General features: G+C 45.7%; 24 protein-coding genes. 3 read left to right on the top strand and 21 right to left on the bottom strand.

Features of this window, described 5'->3' with window-relative positions:
* Positions 1-119: 119 nt before the first annotated feature.
* The 20 genes from ACF8OV_RS17945 to ACF8OV_RS17850 all read right to left on the bottom strand — a co-directional run bounded on the left by ACF8OV_RS17945 (position 120) and on the right by ACF8OV_RS17850 (position 18,339).
* The gene (locus ACF8OV_RS17945; protein WP_069548953.1) at positions 120-1,115 is read right to left on the bottom strand and encodes a porin; all 996 of its coding nucleotides are present in this window, start codon (positions 1,113-1,115) and stop codon (positions 120-122) included.
* A gap of 215 nt (positions 1,116-1,330) precedes the next feature.
* Positions 1,331-2,200 carry an ABC transporter substrate-binding protein gene (locus ACF8OV_RS17940; RefSeq protein ID WP_276397724.1) on the bottom strand — a complete coding sequence of 290 codons (870 nt, stop codon included), beginning with the start codon at positions 2,198-2,200 and terminating at the stop codon, positions 1,331-1,333.
* A gap of 35 nt (positions 2,201-2,235) precedes the next feature.
* Positions 2,236-3,111: a metal ABC transporter permease gene (locus ACF8OV_RS17935; protein ID WP_005479618.1), complete on the bottom strand. Its 876-nt coding sequence runs from the start codon at positions 3,109-3,111 to the stop codon at positions 2,236-2,238.
* Positions 3,111-3,845 carry a metal ABC transporter ATP-binding protein gene (locus tag ACF8OV_RS17930; RefSeq protein WP_276397725.1) on the bottom strand — a complete coding sequence of 245 codons (735 nt, stop codon included), beginning with the start codon at positions 3,843-3,845 and terminating at the stop codon, positions 3,111-3,113. Before ACF8OV_RS17930 ends, ACF8OV_RS17935 begins: the two co-directional genes overlap by 1 nt.
* Positions 3,845-4,771: a metal ABC transporter substrate-binding protein gene (locus ACF8OV_RS17925; RefSeq protein ID WP_276397726.1), complete on the bottom strand. Its 927-nt coding sequence runs from the start codon at positions 4,769-4,771 to the stop codon at positions 3,845-3,847. Before ACF8OV_RS17925 ends, ACF8OV_RS17930 begins: the two co-directional genes overlap by 1 nt.
* A 22-nt stretch (positions 4,772-4,793) precedes the next feature.
* Positions 4,794-5,348 (bottom strand): DUF6162 family protein, encoded by a 555-nt coding sequence (locus tag ACF8OV_RS17920; RefSeq protein WP_063517928.1) that lies wholly within the window; start codon positions 5,346-5,348, stop codon positions 4,794-4,796.
* A complete protein-coding gene (locus ACF8OV_RS17915; protein WP_169609181.1) occupies positions 5,345-5,665 on the bottom strand; it encodes a hypothetical protein in 321 nt (106 codons plus the stop codon). The genes ACF8OV_RS17920 and ACF8OV_RS17915 overlap by 4 nt, the downstream gene beginning before the upstream one ends.
* Before the next feature lie 42 nt (positions 5,666-5,707).
* Positions 5,708-6,538 (bottom strand): DUF4198 domain-containing protein, encoded by an 831-nt coding sequence (locus ACF8OV_RS17910; protein WP_020841698.1) that lies wholly within the window; start codon positions 6,536-6,538, stop codon positions 5,708-5,710.
* 15 nt (positions 6,539-6,553) lie between these two features.
* A complete protein-coding gene (locus ACF8OV_RS17905; RefSeq protein WP_005479631.1) occupies positions 6,554-7,093 on the bottom strand; it encodes a DUF2271 domain-containing protein in 540 nt (179 codons plus the stop codon).
* A gap of 23 nt (positions 7,094-7,116) precedes the next feature.
* Complete coding sequence (locus ACF8OV_RS17900; RefSeq protein ID WP_025817175.1) at positions 7,117-7,746, bottom strand: PepSY-associated TM helix domain-containing protein; 630 nt, start codon at positions 7,744-7,746, stop codon at positions 7,117-7,119.
* Between the two features lie 186 nt (positions 7,747-7,932).
* The gene (locus tag ACF8OV_RS17895; protein WP_025635047.1) at positions 7,933-9,105 is read right to left on the bottom strand and encodes a tetratricopeptide repeat protein; all 1,173 of its coding nucleotides are present in this window, start codon (positions 9,103-9,105) and stop codon (positions 7,933-7,935) included.
* Positions 9,102-9,722 (bottom strand): energy transducer TonB, encoded by a 621-nt coding sequence (locus tag ACF8OV_RS17890; protein WP_005484262.1) that lies wholly within the window; start codon positions 9,720-9,722, stop codon positions 9,102-9,104. Before ACF8OV_RS17890 ends, ACF8OV_RS17895 begins: the two co-directional genes overlap by 4 nt.
* Positions 9,722-10,126: a biopolymer transporter ExbD gene (locus ACF8OV_RS17885; RefSeq protein ID WP_005459364.1), complete on the bottom strand. Its 405-nt coding sequence runs from the start codon at positions 10,124-10,126 to the stop codon at positions 9,722-9,724. The genes ACF8OV_RS17890 and ACF8OV_RS17885 overlap by 1 nt, the downstream gene beginning before the upstream one ends.
* Positions 10,123-10,677 (bottom strand): MotA/TolQ/ExbB proton channel family protein, encoded by a 555-nt coding sequence (locus ACF8OV_RS17880; RefSeq protein WP_005497833.1) that lies wholly within the window; start codon positions 10,675-10,677, stop codon positions 10,123-10,125. Before ACF8OV_RS17880 ends, ACF8OV_RS17885 begins: the two co-directional genes overlap by 4 nt.
* Complete coding sequence (locus ACF8OV_RS17875) at positions 10,677-12,044, bottom strand: MotA/TolQ/ExbB proton channel family protein (RefSeq protein ID WP_021450337.1); 1,368 nt, start codon at positions 12,042-12,044, stop codon at positions 10,677-10,679. Before ACF8OV_RS17875 ends, ACF8OV_RS17880 begins: the two co-directional genes overlap by 1 nt.
* The gene (locus tag ACF8OV_RS17870; protein WP_180932465.1) at positions 12,045-12,812 is read right to left on the bottom strand and encodes a DUF3450 domain-containing protein; all 768 of its coding nucleotides are present in this window, start codon (positions 12,810-12,812) and stop codon (positions 12,045-12,047) included.
* A gap of 74 nt (positions 12,813-12,886) precedes the next feature.
* Entirely contained in the window at positions 12,887-14,980 is a 2,094-nt protein-coding gene (peuA, locus tag ACF8OV_RS17865) for a TonB-dependent siderophore enterobactin receptor PeuA (protein ID WP_024701591.1), read from the bottom strand.
* A 208-nt stretch (positions 14,981-15,188) separates the two neighbouring features.
* The gene (locus tag ACF8OV_RS17860) at positions 15,189-16,562 is read right to left on the bottom strand and encodes a sensor histidine kinase (RefSeq protein WP_203504292.1); all 1,374 of its coding nucleotides are present in this window, start codon (positions 16,560-16,562) and stop codon (positions 15,189-15,191) included.
* A complete protein-coding gene (locus tag ACF8OV_RS17855; RefSeq protein ID WP_005459337.1) occupies positions 16,562-17,227 on the bottom strand; it encodes a response regulator transcription factor in 666 nt (221 codons plus the stop codon). The genes ACF8OV_RS17860 and ACF8OV_RS17855 overlap by 1 nt, the downstream gene beginning before the upstream one ends.
* A gap of 158 nt (positions 17,228-17,385) precedes the next feature.
* Entirely contained in the window at positions 17,386-18,339 is a 954-nt protein-coding gene (locus ACF8OV_RS17850; RefSeq protein ID WP_005479617.1) for an L-lactate dehydrogenase, read from the bottom strand.
* 257 nt (positions 18,340-18,596) lie between these two features.
* On the opposite strand from ACF8OV_RS17850, the gene ACF8OV_RS17845 reads away from it, so the two are divergent.
* Positions 18,597-19,307, top strand: coding sequence for a glycerophosphodiester phosphodiesterase family protein (locus tag ACF8OV_RS17845; RefSeq protein WP_025524848.1), 711 nt, complete (start codon positions 18,597-18,599; stop codon positions 19,305-19,307).
* 30 nt (positions 19,308-19,337) lie between these two features.
* On the opposite strand, the gene ACF8OV_RS17840 is transcribed toward ACF8OV_RS17845, so the two are convergent.
* Positions 19,338-19,820: a murein L,D-transpeptidase family protein gene (locus ACF8OV_RS17840; RefSeq protein WP_005479613.1), complete on the bottom strand. Its 483-nt coding sequence runs from the start codon at positions 19,818-19,820 to the stop codon at positions 19,338-19,340.
* 229 nt (positions 19,821-20,049) lie between these two features.
* On the opposite strand from ACF8OV_RS17840, the gene ACF8OV_RS17835 reads away from it, so the two are divergent.
* Entirely contained in the window at positions 20,050-21,045 is a 996-nt protein-coding gene (locus ACF8OV_RS17835) for a 2-hydroxyacid dehydrogenase (protein ID WP_063517920.1), read from the top strand.
* A gap of 83 nt (positions 21,046-21,128) precedes the next feature.
* The gene (locus ACF8OV_RS17830; RefSeq protein ID WP_203504291.1) at positions 21,129-21,485 is read left to right on the top strand and encodes a YibL family ribosome-associated protein; all 357 of its coding nucleotides are present in this window, start codon (positions 21,129-21,131) and stop codon (positions 21,483-21,485) included.
* Positions 21,486-21,943 lie beyond the last annotated feature (458 nt).

Below are 21,943 nucleotides of genomic sequence, written 5' to 3'. Positions count from 1 at the left end.
AACCTCATTCCACCTGCTTAGGGGGAAATCACCACCAAAGCGTAAAGAAAAACGCCTACTCACAACGAGTAGGCGTTAACACAATAAACGTGTTTAGGCAGTAGAAACTGTCCTATTTATTAGAAGTAGTAACGAGCGCCTAGAGTCCAGTAATCGTTCTCTTCGTTGTTGTAGTCATTACCTAGGTCGAACTGGTAACCAACGAAAGTAACGAACGAAGGAGTCACTGAGTACTCAGCTTGTAGTGCTGTTTCGCTCTTAAGTGTCTTGTTGTCTTTGTCGTCTTCTACGCCTTCGTAGTTAACGCTGAACGTCCAGTTATTTACACCGTACGCCAATAGACCTTCAAGCTGAGATGTCTCTTCACGCATCTCGTAGAAGTAATCGTTCATACCGTAAACAACAGCTGCGTATAGACCAGAACCGTACTCACCGTAATTTACAGAGAATAGGTGTGATTCAGCTGTTTTAGTACCTAGAGCTGCGTTCTTAACATCACCGCCGCTATATACGTAACCAAGACCGAAGCCTGCTACCGCACCGCTAAGTGCGATTTGACCACGTTGCTCGTAAGTTGTTGCGTCTGAAGTTTGCTCACCTTGCCAACCTAGACCTAGGTTGAAAGCAAAACCTTCACCAAATTGGAAACCTTTGCGGTAGCTAACCATTTTGTCTGCACGACCAGTACCTAGGTTGCCGTGGTTGTCGTACAAGAAATCGTTAGCAAACGCGATTGGTAAATCCGCAACGCCACCGACATCGTAATATGGTGCCCATTGTGTACCAACAACAAGACGACCAAGTTGCTCGTGAGTTGCGCCGATGTAACCTAGACGAGTTTTGAATGACTGATCGCCACCGTTAAGGTAGTTAAGAGCCCACTCACCTTTCGCATCTACAGTAACACCGTTGCCAATGTCCTTTTTACCCGCCACGTTGATACGCGGAGACACTTGGTGAACTTTCACTTCATCTTCGAAATACTCACCCACGCCAACAGAAACGTGACCGCCAATCGATAAAGATGTACCATCGCTGTTATAAACTTCTGCTGCGAAGGCCTGTGAACCACATGCTAGTGCCGCCACTGCAACGGCTAGAGTTTTCATTTTCATTGTTAACATCCGTATAGTTGTTTGTACCGGTTCGTTTCAAAACAGAATAAAACTGAATCGTTCGCAACGAACAGATAACAAAGTAGTAATGAAATATAAATGAAACAAACACTTTCTTATGCAACTGGTGTTATTTGTGCTCAATTCTTGATCTACGCCACAAAAAAATAGGGAACTTTTCATTCCCTATCATTACTTCTGTGGCATTTTACGTGTTACATCTTCCACCGTGCGAGTGGCTTCTCAGTTTTGATACCCTTACTGCCCCAGCGGTCAATATTATCAATTTGCAGTATGCGATCCGGTGATACCAAAGAAGTTAAGATTTTTGATGGTTTTTTATCCGTCACCAACCATAGTGTTTTATCTTGTTCAAACTGAGCTTTTAAAGATAGTTTGTCTTTTTCACTCCATTCTAACTCTGGTTTGAACTGACGTTTGACGACAAAAAGTTGGTTTCCTAAAGCAAAATCTTCTAGTGATTCACTCACCAACACGATTGAATCGATCTCTTTTTCAAATATCACTGCTTGTTGTTGGTTAATCAACTCACGCACGCTAAGCATTAATGCTTGTTGATTACTTTGGATTTGCTCTTGGAACTGCGGATACAACTTTTGCAGATCGTCACCGACAATCGCTGTCATACGAATTAAATTACTTGGGTTCAACCAAACGTACTTAGATGTGGCTCCATCTTCCAGCTTTAAGGCTGCAACGCCTTGAGCTCTAGGGGAAATCGCTTGTGATGCATCAATTTCGATCAAACGAATGTTGCCTTGTCGTGCGTAGACATACGTCGGGTCTTGGTCCCAAATGGCTCTCATGGTGATGGCCACGGTTGCGCTCTTTCCTGCCTCTGAAACTTGGTTTGCACCTTTAGTGGCGAACCAATTCGCCACGCGTTCAATGCCATAGCGTTTGGGAGGCAGATATGCGGTTTCCACGCCCGTTCCTTTCATCAATTGCTCTGACAGCATGTAAGTCACAGGGGTAGTGGTTAAAATATCTTTGGCCATCGCCAATGATGACAATGTACTCACCGCCATCAATCCTAAACCTAAAGTAAGAGTTTTCATTTTCATGTCGAGATACTTAAGTTGGGTATGTAAAAGCGTGGTCACGCCTTACGAATAATTCGATAAACCGTTGCAGTTAAGAAGAAAGCAGCGGAAACAATGATGATCGACGCGCCCGATGGCACCGGTAAGTCGAGCTCCATTGGCAATATGGTGCCAACCAAGCAAGCAACCGTCGCAAGCAAAGAAGAAAGCAATACAAAGCTTCCCATTCGCTTGGTGAGCAACCGAGCTGTCGCACCAGGGATCAATAACAGCGCACCCACTAACACGGCACCAATGATCTTCACTGCGGCGATCGTCACTAAAGTGATCATCATGACGAATAGGTAATCGTAAAAGCTGGTATTGAAGCCACGCACGCGAGCAATATCTGGGCTGATACACGTGAGCAAAATGCGATTAAATGTCGGAATCAGCAGCAGCAGGATGATCAAGCAGCTCACTGCAAGCAACGTGATGTCTCTATCGGTCACCGTCAAAATCGAACCGAACAGTACGTTTTCTAGCATGTGTATGTTGATCTTACGTGCGACGTACATCAGCAACGCCGCCCCGACCGCCAGAGCTAACGCCAGAAATACACCGACCAACGTGTCATAAGGTACATTGGTGCGATTTCTCACGAAGTGCAGCAGCAACGCAAAGATCATGCAGAAGCTAAACAACCCTATGATTGGGTTTTCTGGCGGTTCACCAAGTAAAACACCAATAGCGATCCCCGTCAGTGCTGCGTGGCCAACTGCTTCGGAGAAAAACGCCAAACGCTTAGCAATCACTAATGTGCCCAGCCCACCGAGTAGCGGCCCCAAAATCAGCGCAGCGACCATCGCGTTCACCATAAAAGCGTACGCAAAGCTGTCGCTCAACCATCCAGCGTCTACACCACTCACCGCCAGTGCTCGTAACCACTCCATTACGCCGCCTCCGCTTTGGTTGTGTAGTGCTTAAATAGTGTTTCAATACGATCTGGACTCAAAACATCCGAGTGGTGTCCGGACGCCACAATCTGACGGTTAACAACGTGCACTTCTGCATCCAAACGACGCACCGCAGTGACATCATGATGAACCGCTAACACCGTTTTGCCCTGCGCGACAACTTCATGTATCAACCCTTCAAGGTAACGCACACCTTGCTCGTCCATCCCTGTTGTAGGCTCATCCAACACCAACAAGCTTGGGTCATCTAACAAAGCCTGAGCGAACAACACACGCTGTTGCTCACCACCAGAAAGTTGCCCCATACGACGATCTGAGCGAGCGGCCATGCCGACGCGATCTAATTGCGCCAACGCACGTTGTGTTTGTTTGGTTTTACGGTGCCAGAATAGTGGGATTCGTGTTTGGTTCAGCAACACAAAATCCATCACCGTTAGCGGTAAGCTGGCTTCAAACATCGCTTTTTGAGGAACATAACCAACGTTTCCGCCAAGCTTATTGTGAGTCTTATTCGGCCAGTGAACGGAAATGTCGCCAGTAAAAGGCGTAAGTCCAAGTACGGAGCGCAACAACGAGGTTTTTCCTCCACCATTTGGACCCATGATCACATGGCACTTACCCGGCTCGAAGGTTGTCGTGACATTTTGCAATATCACGTTGTCACCGTATTGGAGACTTAAATTATCTATCGAGATAGAAGGACCAAGCATTACGCTTTCTCCTGTGCGTGTTTGCTTGCCACGAACTTCATCGCTTTAATCAAGGTCTCAACATTTTCGCGCATCTCAACTTCCACTTTGTTCGCCTCGTATTCCCCATGCGTCATGTGAGAAAAACGGTAGAGCTTGACTCCTGTCGCTTCTTCGATGGTGTCAACAAAGCGATTTGGCATATTCAGCTCGTAAAACAACACATCAATGCCAGATCGTTTGATCTTCTCGATCGTCTCTTGCAGTTGGCTCGCGCTCGGCTCCACGCCATGAGCTGGCTCAATCACTGCAGCAACATCCACACCAAACTCTTGCAGAATGTAGCCGTATGCGTTGTGCGTTGTCGCAACCTTCATTCCTGCCGTGTCCAATTCGCCCAACGACAACATGGCATCACGTTTCATCATGCGAAAAGTTTTAGCGTATTGACGCGCGTTTTTACGGTAGAAATCGGCATTGTCAGGGTCGAGTTTGCTCAACTCGCTCGCGATGGTATAAACCTTTTGAATCGTTGTTGAGAGCCCAACGAACGTATGTGGATTCACCGCGCCTTGCCCGACTGATTGTCCCATTGCTGGCAATAGCGGAACTTCTTTGTTGGCTTCAATGACAACGAGATCATCGCGTTGCGACGCGTTGATCACCTTCAACGCAAAATCATCATGGCCAATACCATTCACCACGATGACATCCATTTCATTGAGACGTTTTAGATCATTCGGTTGCGGTAAGTAGTTATGTGGATTAAAGCCAGCATCCACCAGCGGCAAGATTTCCGCTTTGTCACCAACAACAGCGTGCACATAGCTGAAATAAGGCTGAAGCGTGATACCAATTTTCATTTTGTCACTCGCAAAACTGGACGTGCTAGCGACCAATAAAGCGCAAGATGCAAACATGGAACGTAAAAGCGAACGTGTGATCATAATATGTATTCTTTGAATTGAGTTAAGTGTGCGAAGGATGAGCAGAAGATGGAGAAGAGAGAATTAGCTGTTGCCACCCCTGTTGATGGCGATGGCTTTCTTCGCTCAATGTTGGGGTTGGCGCAAAACCATGGGCATCGATTAGCCAAATGTCGGCGTGGCTTTGACGACTGTCCAGAATCATTGATGCTGCTCCCTGCTCACTCTGTCTGATACCCAGATAGATCCCGTCACCAATGCTCTGCCATTGATGCGAACCTTTACGTTTCCAGTTTTGGTCTTGAACAAAGGGCGCAATCCACAGTGACGCCATCTCTTCCGTATCTGGCCAGCTGCCGGATTCTGCGTGTAAATCGCGCAGTTCTTCGTGCGCCAGTTTTAGCTCGGCAATCAAACCGAGCTCTTCTTGGTGCAAGTCCGTGATTCGAACTTGATGAGAAAGCACGTCAGAATGTGGGGAGTCAACTTGGTGCAGAGGCATCAAAAAGCTGGCAGTCGCAAGAATACCAACGATGCTGAGCGCCACCCATTTCCCTTCACGACTGCCGTTATCGGGACGAACTTTTTGTGTGATCATTTCTCTTTCAGCTCAACCACATCCACTTCAACTGGGCTTTCATGACCGGCATCGAAAACCAAGTAGAAATCAGTCTCTGGATGAGAAAACTCGGCAATAGAACGCTTGTCTGTTCTGACTCTGGCGATGAGATTATCTTCGTAGTCGTACATTTCGACATCGTAATCGATCGCGGTTGAGCCATCAGAGTAGCCAGTTTCGCAAATCACTTTATTTTGAGATAAATGACAACTCATTAAAGGAAAGTGAGCAGAAGCGTGAAAGGAAGATAATCCAACCATTAGCACCGCAGCTTTAAAAATAGAAGTGTTGTTCATGTTGATTCCAAAATGGCTCAGAGCTTGCTGAGCCTAATTCGATTAGTTGAGTAGAGTTTCAAACGTTAGGTGTACATTCGCGCTGGCTTTGTCAGCTAGCGGATGATTGTTCAACTCACCTTTGTAGTTCGCTTTCATTAGATAGCGCCCTGCCACGTCTGGCGTAAAAGTAATTTTTCCGTCTTTATCACTCACCACGTCAATTTGCTCTTGATGGTTGCGATACAACGTACCTTCACGCGTGATCTCTGCCGTCACACCTTGTTGAGGTTTGCCATCGAAGAAGAACTGGAACGTCACCGCTTCACCTTCAATGATGTCAGATGGGTGAGTCAGCGGTTTTAGCTCTAGCAATTTGCCTTCAATTTCTAACGCTTTTTCTGTTGGTTTACCGACCGTGATGTAGCTTTCTGCGCGGGTGTAGCTTAGCTGAGTCACCACATCACGCGTTTTTTCTGGTAGCACATCAGCGCGCTCAGCTTTATTGGCTCTAACCCACTTCACAGTATCGCGGCGACCTGCTTTGTACTGGGTGTAGTAGCTCGGCTCATTGTTGATCGCAACCTTATGCGTGCCCTCTTCAACAAAGAAGAAATCGAACATCGAACGACGCTTACCGCGTATTACAAAGTTCGGACGCTCAGAGCGCCCATCCGGCATGATGACAAAAGCTTGTTCGCTACCTGCTGGCTTATCGAATACAAATGTGCCATGAGAAGCAGTCACATCGAACGTGAGCCAATCACCACCTTCTTTAGAAACGGTAAAGTGTGAAGGCAAAACCCAACGAGGATGCGCTTGTGCCGTTGTCGCTGCAGCTAATCCCATTGCCATTACGCTTGCTAACGCCACTGCTTTCATTTTGGTTTTCATTGTTGTGTCCTTCTATCACTTAACTTGGTAATTGACGGTGATGACCCCCGTCTCTTGAGTTGGTTTGAGTTGGTAGCGCACCTCACTGTCCGCTAATGTCATTTTTTGGCGCAAGTAGTTGCGACCACCGTGTTCACGAACGACCTCAACATGTAAGGTATAATCACCTTGCTCAAGGCGTTCGCCTGCGTCGTTAGTACCATCCCAAACAAATCGATACTGCCCAGCAGGGCGAGTCGCAGACGTCACAGCGTCAATCAGATCGCGATCATAACGACCCACTTTTCGCCACCAGCTGCGCATGTCTTTGAGCCACTCATCCTTACCGACCCAAAGCTGAATGGTTTTAACGGATTGACGTTGTTCATCTTCAACCCACACTGCGACGTAAGGACGGGCGTACATTGAGGTATCGATCTTCGGCAATTCAAATTCAAAGTCGATTTTGGCAGCATCAGGTAAAGGCGCAGCCAAAACTGGCCATGGTGCTAAAGCCGCTACCAACGCCGCTTTGCAAAATAGGTTTTGGCGAAGTAACTTGCCTGTGTTCAACATAAGCTTTTCTCTACAACTGGCTGTTAAGGCACAGCAACAAAATAAATGACGAGCGACAGCAACGAGCCAAAGCTCATCCACTGTAGTGATGTTCTGAACGTCTTTTTCTTCGGCAATAACAGGCATACACCGGTCAGGACGAAAAACACCATCAGCAGCGCAGTGATGTCGATAAACCACTTCCAAACATCACCACTGTTACGACCTTTATGCAGATCATTCAGCAGTGCGATCGCACCATAATTGGTGGTTTCAATATCGGCGTCGCCAGTGGTCATATCAACGAAAACCGTGGCGTTATAACCCGGCCCTTTGAAATCCAGAGAGAGCTCGCCAAGCACCAATTCACCTTGCTCCACTTCGGTGTAAACGTCCAAAGTAGATGGAGTGCCGCGTAAAGCCACTTCTTGGGTCAAAAAGTCAATCAGTGCAACGCGGTTTGGCTGGAAGCTTTCGCCGTTCAAAAACAAGGTCTGCGGCGGGATGATGATGGTGTGCTGTTGAATGATGGGTTCTTTTCGCTCAAACAGCTCAGGACGATTTAGCGTGATGCCAGTGAGCGCAAAAAATAGCGTCACCAATAAAAGAGCCATCGAAATATAGATATGTAGACGGCGCGCCCACGTTTGAACACCTTTGCTTTTAAGCAACATAGAAAACAATCATCACCAATAAATGTGGAGCATAATTTAGGTGATAATCATTCTTATTGGCATTTAATTTACATTGTTTACGTTTAGTTGAGATGGAACGATAAACACCTTCTAGAGCAAGGTAATACAAGGCTCAAAAACAAAAAAGACCCGAGAATGACTTCGGGTCTTTTCATTTGTTCTGCGTTAAGAGCTTTGTGTTGCTTCCGCTTTACGCCGTTGGGTTAAGTATTTCACCCAACTTTTGGCTTGATTCGATGGTTTGATTTCATTCGCACGTTTGGCATTCGCCAATGCGTCATCCAATCGATTCAACTTGTAGTAGGCTCTGGTTTTGATGAGCGCGACGTCAGCATTACGACCTTTTACCTTATCCAAAGCAGCCAATGCTTGTTGGTAATGGCCTTGTTGAACAAGTAGTTGAGAGTAGTTCCAGTAGTATTTAGAATCCAACTTCGCGGCAATTCGCCAACTATCGATGGATTTATCCCACTCTTTTGCCATCTGCCAATAGGTCGCCTGCTGAGCTTTTAACTGGCTATCGACGTTAAGGTCTTCCAATTGCTCCATAATTAAAGCAGCACGCTCCGGGATTCCACGTTTCGCATATAGCTGTGCCAGCAGTTTAAAATCATCTTGACTGAGCGCGACACCTTGTAGCTTGGCTAAAGCCATTGCATCTAGTGCGCGTTTGCTGTCATCAACACGTAAATGCAAAGCGACGAGCTGACGCCACCACTCCACCCGTTCAGGCTCTATTGCAATCAAACGTTTGATGGTGACAATAGCAGGCTGCCACTTTTTGAGTTCCAGTTCAGACGAAAGCTTAATCGACAATGGACCGAGTTCATCTGGCTGACCAAACTTCTCGTAGCGTCCCATCGCTGATAACACTTTATTCCATTGACTCAACTGATAATGCGATTGTGCGATGCGCAGCCAAACTTCATGAGCTTTCTGGTTTTTGGGTACGGCTTTACTCAACTCGTAATAGTGCGGCAAGGCTTTAGCAAACTGTTGTTCGTTCAACAAAATATCCGCTAGCATTTTACGTGTTTGCCACGCTTGCTCGTCTTGCAATAAACCGCTGCTTACCGCGAAATCCAGTTGCTTGATAGCAGGCTTAACTTGCTCATTCTGCCAATAAAAAATACCGAGCATACGAGCAACAAACGCTTGATCGTAGCCACGCGATAGATCTAACGATTCGAGAGTTGAGATCGCTTCTTTAAACTTCTCTTCTTGAGCTAAGCTGTGCGCACGCTGCACTCTAGATGCGGTGTACTGGCTAAGCTCTTGAGCTATCGCACTGGCTGCGGTCAAACTAAGCAGCGTTGTGATTAAGAATTTCTTCATCATTTGCCTAATTTGAACTCCACTTTTGCGGTTTGTCCGAACTGCTCAATCGACACACCATTTTCAACTTTGGGTTGGTATTTCCACTTCTTCAACGCGCTAATGGCTTCTTTTTCAAACATACGCTTTGGCTCTGCATCGATCACTTCAATGTCTTTTGGACGACCTGTCGTGTCAATCGTAAAGCGCATGATCACATAGCCTTCAACCTTGCGTTTTAATGCTTTACTTGGGTAACGAGGTTCAACTTTATACAGCGGTAACGCTTGTTGATTGCCCATGGTTCCCTTTAGGTTTGGCGCATTAATCGCAATACCATCTAACGCCGTGTTTAACCCAAGCGCGCTGATCGGTGTTACTTGACTCATCGGCTCAACTTGCGTATTGGCTTGAGACAGCTCCATCGGCTCTGGTGCTTGAGGTGGCTCTGGCTGCTCTGGTACCGAACGTTGACGACGCTGCACATCGGCATCGTTTTCCACCATGACCATATCAAAACGCACTGCCTCAGACGGTTTTGGTGCGCGTTGATTGCCGTTATCGACCATCCACGCCATAAAGCTAAACAAACTCACGGCGATCAATAATGACGCTGGTAACGCAATTAACAGCCTACCCATTAAGGTTTCTCCGCTGCCAGTGCAATGTTCTTCACGCCAGCACCTTTAGCTGCATCCATCACTTTCACAACGGTGCCGTTGTAAGCGTGTTCATCAGCCTGAATAACTAACGATGCATCTGGCTGGTCTAGCAATAGGTGCTCAATAGAGGCTTCTACGCGTTCCAGATCGACCAAGCGTTTGTCGATGTATACATCGTTTGCTGCCGTAATGGCGATGAAAATACCTGCGTCTTTTTGACTGACTACGTTCGATGCTTGGGGGCGGTTCACTTCCACACCAGACTCTCGCACGAAAGAGCTGGTAACAATAAAGAAAATCAACATGATAAATACAATATCAAGCATCGATGTTAAATCGACTTGAGCTTCGTCTTGTTGATTTGGTCTGCGTCCGAGTCTCACTTCTGACTCCTTAAAGATTGTTCTAATTGGATCGCTTTACGTTCACATACTTTGCTTAAACGAGCATGTACAAACATGCCCGCCAATGCTGCCACCATACCTGCCATAGTAGGCAGCGTTGCTAAAGAGATGCCCGAAGCCATCAATTTTGGATCGCTGCTGCCTTGTGAGGCCATCACGTCAAAAACGGTAATCATGCCAGTGACAGTACCCAACAAACCAAGCATGGGACAAATGGCCACCAATAGCTTGATCGTCGAAAGGTTTTGGCGCAATTCGATTTGTGCCTTTGCAATCCATCCATCGCGGATTTGATGTGCATACCAAGAGTGGTGCTCTGACCGTGCCAGCCACTGTTCACGAAGCTGTTTGTTCACCTTCGGAAATACCGTCGTTAAGTAAACCACTCGCTCCATAACCAGTAACCAACACACCGCTACAACGGCAGCCAACCACCATAGGATTTGGCCACCTTGCTGCATAAAGCTCATCAAGGTATTGGCCCAATCCTCACTGATCAAACCCAAAGTGTTGAGTAGGATCTGCTCCATTACGCTGCGTTCTCCGCTATCGTGTTACGGTTGCCTTTGTTGTTAGACATATCGCGCTCTGCTTGTTCAGCAACTAAGCCAATACCCTGCTTTTCTAGAATGTTGCGAATGCTCTCGGCTTGAGAACTCAGCACATTATGCGCCAGAAGCAGTGGCATTGCGGCTACCAAGCCGAGAACCGTTGTCACCAACGCCATCGAAATACCGCCCGCCATGACTTTTGGATCGCCATTACCAAACTGAGTGATCACTTGGAATGTTTCGATCATGCCCGTTACCGTACCTAGCAGACCTAACATTGGTGCCAGCGCTGCAAGCAGTTTGAGCATCGATAGTCCTTTTTCAAGGTGCGTTTGCTCATCAACCACCGCCTCAAGTAGACGCAATTCTAATGCTTCGACACTTCGATGTTTGTCGTTTTGATAAACAGAAAGAACGCGACCTAGAGGGTTATCTTCTGCTTTGGTTGGATTCTTTAGCTGCTTCGCGATTTTTTGGCGAGCAATGAAAAGAGACACACCGCGAACCAATGCGATAATCAAACCAATCGCTAATAGAACAAGGATGATCTGGCCAACTACGCCACCCGCATTTAGACGATCTTTCAGCGTTGGCGAGTTCGCTAGTTGTTCTAAAAGAATGCCACGCGATGGATCAATAACTAACGAATCCAATTCGCCGTTGGTGAATGCGCTCGCTGTCGGACCATTTTCTGGCTGACGCAAATAGTTCACTGCGTCACCACGCTGGCCGTTCCATTTCACATAGCCATTGTCATCAAGTAGTGCCATTGCGCCAAGACGAACACCGTTGACTTTCTGTTCTTTACCTTCTCCATCGAGCAAAGTGAAAGAGACCTTCGCCAGTTCGCCACTTGCGGTAACTTGCTCTTCCATACTGCGCCACATCGCTTGCAGCTGCTTCAACGTCGGTAGAGACTTCGCCGCGACAATAGCTTCAATGTCTTTTTGATATGAGTTGGCATCTACGCCTGTCACTGCGTGTTTCAGTTCTGACTCAAGCTCTTTCGCGTTTTGACGAACAACACCAAATAGTTCGCCTAGGCTGCCCGTTTCTAAACGCAATTTTTCTTCTAGCTGAGCCAGTTCCGCTTCATTTTCACTAAACGTGACGCTTAATGTATCAGCTTCGGTTTGAAGGGCTGCACGTTCAGCAACGAGCTTGTTTTTAATTGCTTGCAGCTCTTGTTCGGTTTTCTTGAAACCCGATTCACGTGACGCATTGTGCGTTTGTTGCTGACGATTTTCTTGCTGCGCTTTTTGCAACAACGTATCGCTCGCGAACGTTGTGTGAGGCATCATCGCCGCGGTTGAGATAAGAGCAACCGATAGCCATTTCTTGATCATTTACTTGCCCTCCGCAGCCGTTAGTGACACTGGCAGAGTTAACATACTCGGTGCAATTTGTTTGTTTGCCATAGCAAACGCCTTATCTAGCTCGGTCTTTTGTTCCGAACCAACAGGCTGCCAGGCTTGTTGCTGTTGCGACCAACTCCAGAATTTGTCACCAGACAGGCTACGCGCAACCAAAGATACACGGCCCAAGTAAAGGACATCTGCTTCCACTTTTTCGTTAGCATCTAGGTTAATTTTACCTTGGTAGATACCAAGCTTGGTGCCGTAGTCCATTTCAATTTGGTAGGCTTCTAGGATTCGACGGAATTTCTCTGCGTCGGCAACATCGGCTCGCGTCATCAGATCATCAAGCTTCGCAATGCGTTCTTCACGCTGAGCTTTACGAATAGGTTTGTCGCTGGCCACTATGCGCTTGAGTCCTTCAAGCATGTGATACATCAATGGCACGACACCCTGACGAGTTTGAGCAATCTGCTCAATTTGCTCGTTCAAACTGTTCACTTCTTGATGTTGGCTTTCGACCAAACTTGAAAGATGATCACGATAAATCTTCAAGTTGCTGACTTCTTCCTGAAGCTGTTCGATTTCCGCTTCCAGCGTCAGAGACTTTTCTGCGCTTGCATCAATACGTTTTTGGCTAACCGCTGATGCTTGGTTAGTTTTACTCTGCACTGCTTGTGCATCGTTTAAATTCGCCGCCTGAGCAGGAATCAAAACGGATGAGATCAACAGAGCGATACTTGATTTCATTAGATTCATACGAGTTTAAATGCTATTTCCTAAAAACGACTAAAGGGGAAGACCGGACTTCCCCTTTACTAATCAAATTGTTATCAGTACTTGAACTGGATTGTCGCCATGTAGTTTCGTTCTTCTCCAACCACTACGCCACTCGCGCCTTTTTGATCACCGTTCGTGCTACCACCACCTGCGAGGTAGTCAGTATCGAATAAGTTTTCGACATTGAATCGAGCGATGATGTCCAAGTTTTCATCGTACTTATGTTTGTATGACACGCCCATATCAATGCGAGCGTAGCCATCTTTCTTGAAGGTGTTCTTTGCATCACCGTAGCGATCACCTTCATAAATCAAACCAAGGTTTAGGTTCGTATTGTCCTGAACCTTGTAGCTAGACCATAGACTTGCCGAGAACTCTGGCACATCTGCAGGGCGGTTGCCTTCAAATCTTTCAGCCTTCTTCAACTCGGCATCCAAGTACATTGCAGAAGCGGTTAGCGACAACTCTGGAGTCACAAAACCTTGAGCCATCAACTCAGCACCTTTGTGAACTTGCTCACCACCTTGCGTTTTCTTGTGTAGGAGCTGATTACTAGCATCTTTACCACTTTCAACATCTAGCGAGATATTTTCTAACGTGATATCAAATACAGCACCTGATACAAATAAACGCTGATCAAACAGTTCCCACTTCGTACCGATTTCATAAGAGATACCACGCTCAGCGTCGAGTTTCTCACCATCATTGATGTAAATACGACTACCGTTGCTGACTTCACCTTGCGGCATAAAACTCTCAGAGTATTGCACGTAAATCGAACCATTCGATGTCGGGTGGAAAATCACACCTAACTTTGGAGAAACTTGGTTCTCTGTTAGCGAATCTTCACGCTTTTCGTCATAACGAGCACCCGCAAGTACTTGCCAGTAATCGTTAATCGTCATCATGTTTTGCGCGTAAATCCCCCAAGTGTCATGCTCGCGTCTTGGGGATTTTTTCGAGCGTACGGTTCCAGGACGAGTAACTGTCGTGCCTGCCGCTACATCCTCTCCTGCATGGAAAGCCATAAAGCGGTCGTATTTGTAGTCGAGGTAGTTCGCCCCCACCAAAAACGTATTTTCTGTACCCAACAAAGAGAAATTGGTTGTTACGTCTAAGTACGCGGTATCGAATACCCAGTTATCTGTGCGCTCGTTCCCTTTATGTCGAATCACACCATCTTTGTCATAATTGTCAAACTTAGGGTAAGACTCTACATCAAAACGCTTAAAGTCTTGACGGTTGTAACCCGCTTTCACATTCACGTTATCAGTCACTTGAGCATTAATATCGATACCGTAGTTTTCTACGTCGTTATCAATTTTTGACCACTGAGCGTCCCAGATGTACTTATCACCACGAACTGGCTTTCCGTCCACGATGTAAGCACCTGAATCTACGCTACCTTCGTCTTTTGTACGGTCATAATGCGCTGACACCATGATGTTTTCAGTGATGTCATACTCAACAACTAGGCCACCCACAACACGGTCAGTTTGCGGCTTTGTGCCATCGCCATACGTACGCCAAGAGCTGTAGTTTTCTTTCGCAAAAATAGCGCGAGCACGTAGCGTTTCTGCGTCATTTAAAGAACCACTTACATCAAGTACGGTACGCGAATGTTCGTTTGAACCGATATCTTGGCTCAAGCTTACCTGTGTTTGTGTTGTTGGTTTCTTAGAAACCATGTTTACTAAGCCACCCGGCTCAGACTTACCATAAAGTAGACCAGATGGACCTTTTAGCACTTCAACGCGCTCTAAAAGCTCAATTGGCTGACGGTAATGTGACCAGTGCTGACGACCATCACGTAAGAAGCCATCAGAACTACTTAGTTCAAAACCACGTAGCGAGAAACGTTCACGGTTACGGCTAGTACCACCCGCGCTTACACTCGCGTCATTACGTAACACTTCACCTAGTGTACTTGCGCGTTGCTCATCGATGACGGTTTCATCGATGACCGCAACCTGTCCCGGAGTTTCTAGCTGCGTCATTTCCATACGCATCGCTGTACTGTTGGTATCAGCTTTGTAGCCGAACTCGCGACCTTCTACAACTAGGTGCTCATCTGTTTGAACGTTTGCCACTGCAGGCGCTGCTAGCACCGCACCGATCACTAATGCCAAATGGCTCTTAGTAAACATATCCTTTCACTCCGATTATTTTCGGGTCGCACATTCAGTGAATGTGATTCCCTCTTATTTATTTTGCGAGTGAATATAAGTGATAAGTATTACCATTTGCATTAAATTTACATTCTTTGCATTTGCAAAGTTTTGTAAAGAACTCTCTGATGAAGAACCGCTCATACGAGATCCAGATCACAAATCGAGGTCACTTCATTATTACCCGTTATTGTCTGAACACCAAACTCACGGTTAAACCACCTTGAGAACGATTCTCTGCATTGACGGAACCACCCATCATTCGCATCGATTCCTTAACAATCGCCAGTCCAAGCCCGTATCCACCAAGCTTTTTGTCTCGCGAGGCATCCAAGCGGGTAAACGGGTTAAAAATATCGGACAACTTGTTCTCTGGGATGCCTGGTCCATCGTCAGAGACAGACATAACCAGATAAGCCTGCCCATTGAGTTCTTGATTAGTCAGAGCCACTTCGATCCGAGCATCTTCACCCGCGTATTTGATAGCGTTGCCAACAAGATTATTCAGACAACGCACCACGAAAGTATCTTCACAGTAAGCTCTCGGCTCGGTCACACGAGAAACAAATACAATGCTCTGTGATTCCCTCAAATCGATTTTGCAACGCTCAACTTGTGGGGCTAGTAGCACTTCAAGATCACTACGCTTGGTCTCTTTGTCGTAGCGAGCATTCTCAAGGCGACTAAATTCCAAAATGTCACTGATTAGATGATTCAGCTCTTTGGCTTCGTCTTCCAGCCGCGTCACTAATTCTTGTTCGCTTTCACCAACTCGTTTACGCAAAAGGTGCAAAACCAAGTTCTGTCTAGCAAGAGGCGTTCTTAGTTCATGGGACACATCGCGAATCAAAAGACGTTGCTTCTCCGCTAGCGAGTGAATCTCTTTCGTCATGTGGTCAAAGTCTTGCGCGAGTTCATTAAATTCTCGCGTGTTGGACTTTAGCTCCTGCACAACACTGACATTAAAATCGCCGTTAGAAAGCTTCTTGCTCGCCTCTCTGAGTCTGTCCAACGGTTGCTGTAAGTTGCGTGCCATTAAAAGCGAGAACAAAGCCAAAATCACGGCGGCAATCACCACTTTGATAATGGAAAAGTACAGTATGAAGTCATTCGCAGGATGTAAGCGATGCGGCAGTTGAATGACTAAGTTGTGCTGCTGAACCAATGGAATGCTGATGATTGGTCGATTCACTTTGTCTTCCAATTGATCATCAATGCTGCGTTTGAATTGGAGCTTAAATTCAAAATGTGGATGCATGAGACGATGCGTCACTGGTTGAAGTTGCTCGTTCAGTACAAACAAATAGAACTGCTGCGCATTCGCCCAATCAGCCAACTCATCCATGTCGCCATGTTCAATCAGCACGTTGGCTTGGTGAGCAAGATCCAACATTTCCATTTTGACGCTATTTGGAACTTTCAACATGGCTTTCACCAAGGCTTGTTCCGCTAACGCTTGCACCAGCAAAATGCTGATGACTATCGCGGTCATGTAACTGAAAAGCTTAAACGCAAGGCTGTCTTTGCGTTTTGCTATGTAGGATGGACACACCAGCTTCATCACGCGCCCACAGATTCTAAATAACTGTAGCCTTTGCCTCGAAACGTTTTGATGTGCTGTTTAGATAAGCCCGCTTCAACCAATTTTCGGCGAATGTTACTGATGTGCATATCTAGGTTGCGATCAAACGGGCTGAGTTCTTTTTTCAACACTTCTGTCTGTAGCTCAGCTTTGGAGATCACCACGCCTTGATTCTTAACCAAATGGCTTAAAAGCTCCGCTTCTGTGCTGGTCAACGGTAAGCTGGTTAGCTGATCACTGATACTCTGGGCGGTATTACAAATGGTTTGGCGTTGACGCTCCAAGCCCACTCGACGCAAGATCGCTTTGATGCGCATTAGCAACTCAGCAACGTTGAATGGCTTACCAATGTATTGATCGGCACCCGCTTGATAGCCATCCAGCATCGAGTTTTCATCGTTCAATGCAGTAAGCATCAGAATTGGTGTAGCAAATCGTTGGCAAATACGACGAGCAACTTGCATCCCATTTAAGTTTGGCAACATCACATCGAGTAACACTAAATCGACTGGCGTTTTCTCCATGTACTGCAGCGCGCTTTCACCACAATGCACAGAAGAGACGGTATATCCTTCATCTTGCAAAACTACTTCTAAAAGCTCACACAAAGGAACGTCATCATCAACAATCAGAACTCGAGACATGCCAAATTACCACTTAAATAAAAATGGTTCGCATTCTATTACTCATTTGCAAATTAAACAACCATAGTTTATGGGGCTTTTCTCTGTTTGGAAGACACAAAAAAGCCTACTAAACAGTAGGCTATATAAGGCAAAACGGAGAATTTCTTTGTTTACAATCAGCACTTCAAACCTGTCGATTGCGCGACATTCTCAACAATGGATCTCAAGTTCATACTGATAGAGTGTAATGTTTCAAGCTCCTCTTCTGTAAACGGGTGAGTAAGAACCGACTCTGCACCTTTTTTCCCGACCACCGTCGGTAGACTTAGCACGACGCCACTCACACCATATTGACCCGACATCATCGTGCCAACTGGCAACACAGAGCGCTCATTGATTTTGATGGCTTGAATGATTCGAAATACGCTGGCTGCAATACCATGCACCGTATTATGTTTGCGACGAAATATCTCGTAACCCGCTTGCTTAACCGCTTCGAGCAACTCATCAGCATCGATTCTCTCGATATTGTGTGTATCGCAATAATAATCCGCAGGCTGGCCAGCAATAGAGATCAAACTCTTTGGTGTGAAACAGTGGCTTCCGTGCTCTCCCAGTACATAACCAAATATGTTTTTAGGGTCAAGATCCACACGGTTAGCAACAATGCTCATCAAGCGGGCTGTATCGATAACACACCCGCTGCTGATCACTTTGTTTGGCTCAAAGCCTGTATTGGTAGTAATAAAATGAGCAACAATGTCACAAGGGTTGGACACGACAATCAAAACCGCCTTTGGCGCAACACGCTCTATTTTTCTAGCGATCTCGACGCCAATCTTCGCGTTGATTTCTGCGATATCTAAACGTGTTTGTCCTTGTTGAATTTGCGCACCTGCCGTTATCACAACAATATCGGCACCTAACAAATCGAGGTAATCATCTGAGGGAATAATGCGGGTATTTTTGGAAAAGGTTAACGCCGCTGTGTGACGAAAATCGAAGACTTCCCCTTCAGCTCTTTCTAAGTTTTGGTCTAACAGAACAAGTTCACTGACGCTGCCTAGCGTGAGCAAATAATTGCAAACACCAACTCCAACGGCGCCAGCGCCAATCACACCAATTTTCATCTTACTCTCCCTGAAAAAATGCGGCTCTTGAAAGATACGTCGCTCTTTAAAAATGAGCGGCAAGAGCATAAAAGTCCAACGTCATTTTGTAGCTCAGAATCTCTTACCAATCTAGTCTTTCATTTCCGCACCATGCTTGTTTGATGAAAATTACACCGTTGAATCGTGACGTTACCGCCCTGAAGAAGCCTTTCACCTCTATATCAACGGCCAAAAGCGAGTACAATCTGGACATCTAATTCAAGAAGGCAAACAAAATGGAAACTCTGTTAATTGGTCACCGCGGCGTTGCCGGCTCGTTCCCAGAAAATACAAAAGTCAGCGTTCAAGCTGCAATTGATCTCGGCCTAAAATGGGTAGAAGTGGATGTTCAGCCAACAAAAGATAACGTACTTGTGGTTTGCCACGATCATACGTTAAATCGATGCAGCAATGGCAAAGGACGAGTTGATGCACATACGTTGGAAGAACTAAGACAATTAGATTTTGGTGGCTGGTTCAGCGAAGATTTTGCAGGCGAAACTATCATGACTCTTGAGGAGCTATTAAGCTTGGCTACTGAGCGAGGTCTAAATCTGAATATTGAAGTTAAAGTAGACCGCCATCCAGCGGATGAGGTCGCACAAACGCTCGCAAAAGTGCTTACCGAAAGTTCAATGCCTAGAGAGAACCTTTTACTCTCAAGCTTTAGTCATGATGTCATCAGAGCACTTTACCAGCATTGCGAAGGTTATCATTTGGGTGTTTTAAGTGAGTTTTTTACAAAAAAAGACAGGCTATTATTAGATGAAGTGGCAGCCTACAGCTGTAACCTAAATATTAACTGGGTTCGTTCGCGTCAGATCATTAAGCTGCAAGAAGCGGGCTATAAGGTCATGTGTTACACGGTCAACAACCCGAATAAGCTCAAGCACCTTCCGCAATTAGATGGCATTTTTAGTGACCATCCAAAACGTTTTATGCAGTAACCTTTCAAAGCTCCCGTGGGATAACGAGTCCTACCACTCGATCGTGATCGGTGTTCCCATGGTGACAAGCTGGATGAATTCATCCATTTCTTCATTGGTGAGCGCAATACACCCGTTGGTCCAATCAAAACTCTGAATAAAACTAGGATCTTGCGTCTCACCATTCTTTAAACCATGAATTTTAATGTTCCCACCCGGGGAGACACCTCTCCGGTGCGCCTCTAACGTGTCAATAGCATCGGGATAGCTAATGTGCACCGAGCGATAAAACGCAGAATCCTCAATCACGTAATCGAGCGTGTAACTGCCTTCTGGCGTTCGGTTGTCGCCTTCTTCTTGCTTATGGCCTTTAGGACTGGCACCCAATGCAATACGATATTCTTTTAGTATGATGCCATCTTCTATCAAGTACATTCTGCGTTTCGATTTATCAACTTTAACCAGATCGACAGCCGCGTGCGTACTGAACGTAACCAATCCACACAGAATTAAAGCACACCATTTTATCGACATTGCCAGAACGCCCAAACCAAGAGTCAGAAGGAAATAAAAGAGAAGCTATGCTAGTCAGATGATGCTCACAAAGCAATCTGATTATAACGTTGAGACGTAAAAAAGACGGTGCTAATCGCATCTTGATATTACTGAGATTTAAGCAAAGATTTCGCTATTCATTAGGCCTAAGTTGCATTACTTTATAAGTAGATTTATTTATAAAACCCATACTTTTTGGGAGGGAACTATGATTAACATTGCTTTTTTTAGTGCAAAATCCTACGACGAAGCCTCTTTTAATAAAATTAAGAACAATCGCGACTTCGAATTTCACTATCACGACTTTCGACTCACCGAAAAAACCGCAAAAATGGCGCACGGTTGTGACGTGGTGTGCGCTTTCGTCAATGATGATCTTTCTGCTCCCGTTCTAAAACAACTTTCTTTGGGCGGAACAAAACTCATTGCGATGCGTTGTGCTGGCTTCGATAAAGTCGATCAACAAGCGGCTAAAGAGCTTGGCCTTCAAGTTGTGCGAGTGCCTGCATACTCTCCCGAAGCGGTCGCCGAGCATACCGTCGGTTTGATGATGTGTTTGAATCGTCGTCTCCACAAAGCGTATCAACGCACCCGTGATGCCAACTTCTCTTTAGAAGGATTAGTTGGCTTCAACTTTTTCGGCAAAACCGTTGGCGTTATCGGCACCGGCAAGATTGGTATCGCCACGATGCGAATCTTTAAAGGCTTAGGGATGGAGCTGCTTTGCTACGACCCTTACGAAAATCCTCTGGCTTTAGAAATGGGTGCACGATACTGCTCTCTTGAAGAGATTTACGCCAATGCAGATATTATCTCTCTTCACTGTCCAATGAGTGAAGAAAACTACCATCTATTGAACGAAAACGCTTTTGCTCAAATGAAAGATGGCGTGATGATCATCAATACAAGCCGCGGTGAGTTACTCGACTCTGTCGCCGCTATCGAAGCACTTAAACAGGGCAAGATTGGCGCTCTAGGTTTAGATGTGTACGACAACGAAAAGGACTTGTTCTTCCAAGATAAATCCAACGACGTTATCGTGGATGATGTTTTCCGCCGCTTATCGGCATGCCACAACGTTCTGTTCACTGGCCATCAAGCTTTCTTAACTCACGAAGCGCTGAATAACATAGCATCTGTGACATTGAACAACGTAGAAACCTTCTTCTCCGGCCAAGTTTCAGGGAATGAACTAATCAACTAAACATAGAATCGAGGAGGATAGTAGAGCGTAGATTTTCAGCTATGCTATACTCCTCGACCATTAAAAAATTGAGTCTATTTACCATGAGCATTAAAACTGATATTCAAAAGCTGCATAACCGCGTAGATACCTGCCAACGTAAACTGGATGCAGCACGTTCTCGTGGTGATCACGAAATGATTTCTAAATTCACGGATGAAGTTGAAGATCTAACAAAGAAGCTTAACCAACTTAAGCACAAACAAACATACGAACTAAATAAAGAACGTAAAAGCCTGTTAGATATGCCATTCTCTCGTGAAATCACTAGAGCAGAACAGGCAGACATCGGTAAACTGAAGAAACGCGTACGCGGCCTGGTTATCGTTCACCCTATGACTAAAATGGGTAAAGAACTACGCCTAGACGTGATGACTGGCTTCGCACCGAAAGAGTTCTAATACACTCGACAAACACATTAAATGTAAGAACGCCCAAGCCCATCGCTTGGGCTTTTTTGTATCTGAATTAACCAGAGAAAAGAGAAGCTGAATAGCTGCAAGGTGTGCAACAGTAAAACTCAGTTGCCAGTCACTCAATCTCACAGCGTTTAAGTCTTGCTGCTTTAGAAAGCGTCACTTTAGTAGGTTCGAAAGCTTTAATTGAACATCTGTATGCTAAAGATCATTCATTTAAGAACAAACCTTGTATTGAGTGATTGTGTGCTGAATATTAGAACAAGGGCGCCTAGCTTGAAGGGGATCTCAACCGGGGATTTTCTAAACCTCTATCATTTCCAGTTTGCGGTGAAATAAAAAAGCCTCGCTATTTCTAGCGAGGCTTTTTTATTGTACTGAGAGTCAGGGTCACGACCGACTTGGGATTTAATACAAACCCCATCTAATTATCAAACGTCGAA

The sequence above is a fragment of the Vibrio sp. GLN_1 genome (assembly GCF_043106015.1).
Taxonomy (GTDB): Bacteria; Pseudomonadota; Gammaproteobacteria; order Enterobacterales; family Vibrionaceae; genus Vibrio; species Vibrio parahaemolyticus.
The sequence above is the reverse complement of the archived record's forward strand: the minus strand, read 5'-3'. Positions and strand labels throughout refer to the sequence as shown.

Coding starts and splice junctions, on each gene's coding strand:
- ACF8OV_RS17935 (WP_005479618.1), bottom strand. CDS start 3,111: ATGGAGTGGTTACGAGCACTGGCGGTGAGTGGTGTAGACGCTGGATGG.
- ACF8OV_RS17895 (WP_025635047.1), bottom strand. CDS start 9,105: ATGATGAAGAAATTCTTAATCACAACGCTGCTTAGTTTGACCGCAGCC.
- ACF8OV_RS17905 (WP_005479631.1), bottom strand. CDS start 7,093: ATGTTGAACACAGGCAAGTTACTTCGCCAAAACCTATTTTGCAAAGCG.
- ACF8OV_RS17855 (WP_005459337.1), bottom strand. CDS start 17,227: ATGTCTCGAGTTCTGATTGTTGATGATGACGTTCCTTTGTGTGAGCTT.
- ACF8OV_RS17925 (WP_276397726.1), bottom strand. CDS start 4,771: ATGATCACACGTTCGCTTTTACGTTCCATGTTTGCATCTTGCGCTTTA.
- ACF8OV_RS17880 (WP_005497833.1), bottom strand. CDS start 10,677: ATGGAGCAGATCCTACTCAACACTTTGGGTTTGATCAGTGAGGATTGG.
- ACF8OV_RS17845 (WP_025524848.1), top strand. CDS start 18,597: ATGGAAACTCTGTTAATTGGTCACCGCGGCGTTGCCGGCTCGTTCCCA.
- ACF8OV_RS17900 (WP_025817175.1), bottom strand. CDS start 7,746: ATGTTGCTTAAAAGCAAAGGTGTTCAAACGTGGGCGCGCCGTCTACAT.
- ACF8OV_RS17875 (WP_021450337.1), bottom strand. CDS start 12,044: ATGATCAAGAAATGGCTATCGGTTGCTCTTATCTCAACCGCGGCGATG.
- ACF8OV_RS17870 (WP_180932465.1), bottom strand. CDS start 12,812: ATGAATCTAATGAAATCAAGTATCGCTCTGTTGATCTCATCCGTTTTG.
- peuA (WP_024701591.1), bottom strand. CDS start 14,980: ATGTTTACTAAGAGCCATTTGGCATTAGTGATCGGTGCGGTGCTAGCA.
- ACF8OV_RS17830 (WP_203504291.1), top strand. CDS start 21,129: ATGAGCATTAAAACTGATATTCAAAAGCTGCATAACCGCGTAGATACC.
- ACF8OV_RS17920 (WP_063517928.1), bottom strand. CDS start 5,348: ATGATCACACAAAAAGTTCGTCCCGATAACGGCAGTCGTGAAGGGAAA.
- ACF8OV_RS17915 (WP_169609181.1), bottom strand. CDS start 5,665: ATGAACAACACTTCTATTTTTAAAGCTGCGGTGCTAATGGTTGGATTA.
- ACF8OV_RS17890 (WP_005484262.1), bottom strand. CDS start 9,722: ATGGGTAGGCTGTTAATTGCGTTACCAGCGTCATTATTGATCGCCGTG.
- ACF8OV_RS17910 (WP_020841698.1), bottom strand. CDS start 6,538: ATGAAAACCAAAATGAAAGCAGTGGCGTTAGCAAGCGTAATGGCAATG.
- ACF8OV_RS17940 (WP_276397724.1), bottom strand. CDS start 2,200: ATGAAAATGAAAACTCTTACTTTAGGTTTAGGATTGATGGCGGTGAGT.
- ACF8OV_RS17945 (WP_069548953.1), bottom strand. CDS start 1,115: ATGAAAATGAAAACTCTAGCCGTTGCAGTGGCGGCACTAGCATGTGGT.
- ACF8OV_RS17930 (WP_276397725.1), bottom strand. CDS start 3,845: ATGCTTGGTCCTTCTATCTCGATAGATAATTTAAGTCTCCAATACGGT.
- ACF8OV_RS17835 (WP_063517920.1), top strand. CDS start 20,050: ATGATTAACATTGCTTTTTTTAGTGCAAAATCCTACGACGAAGCCTCT.
- ACF8OV_RS17850 (WP_005479617.1), bottom strand. CDS start 18,339: ATGAAAATTGGTGTGATTGGCGCTGGCGCCGTTGGAGTTGGTGTTTGC.
- ACF8OV_RS17860 (WP_203504292.1), bottom strand. CDS start 16,562: ATGAAGCTGGTGTGTCCATCCTACATAGCAAAACGCAAAGACAGCCTT.
- ACF8OV_RS17840 (WP_005479613.1), bottom strand. CDS start 19,820: ATGTCGATAAAATGGTGTGCTTTAATTCTGTGTGGATTGGTTACGTTC.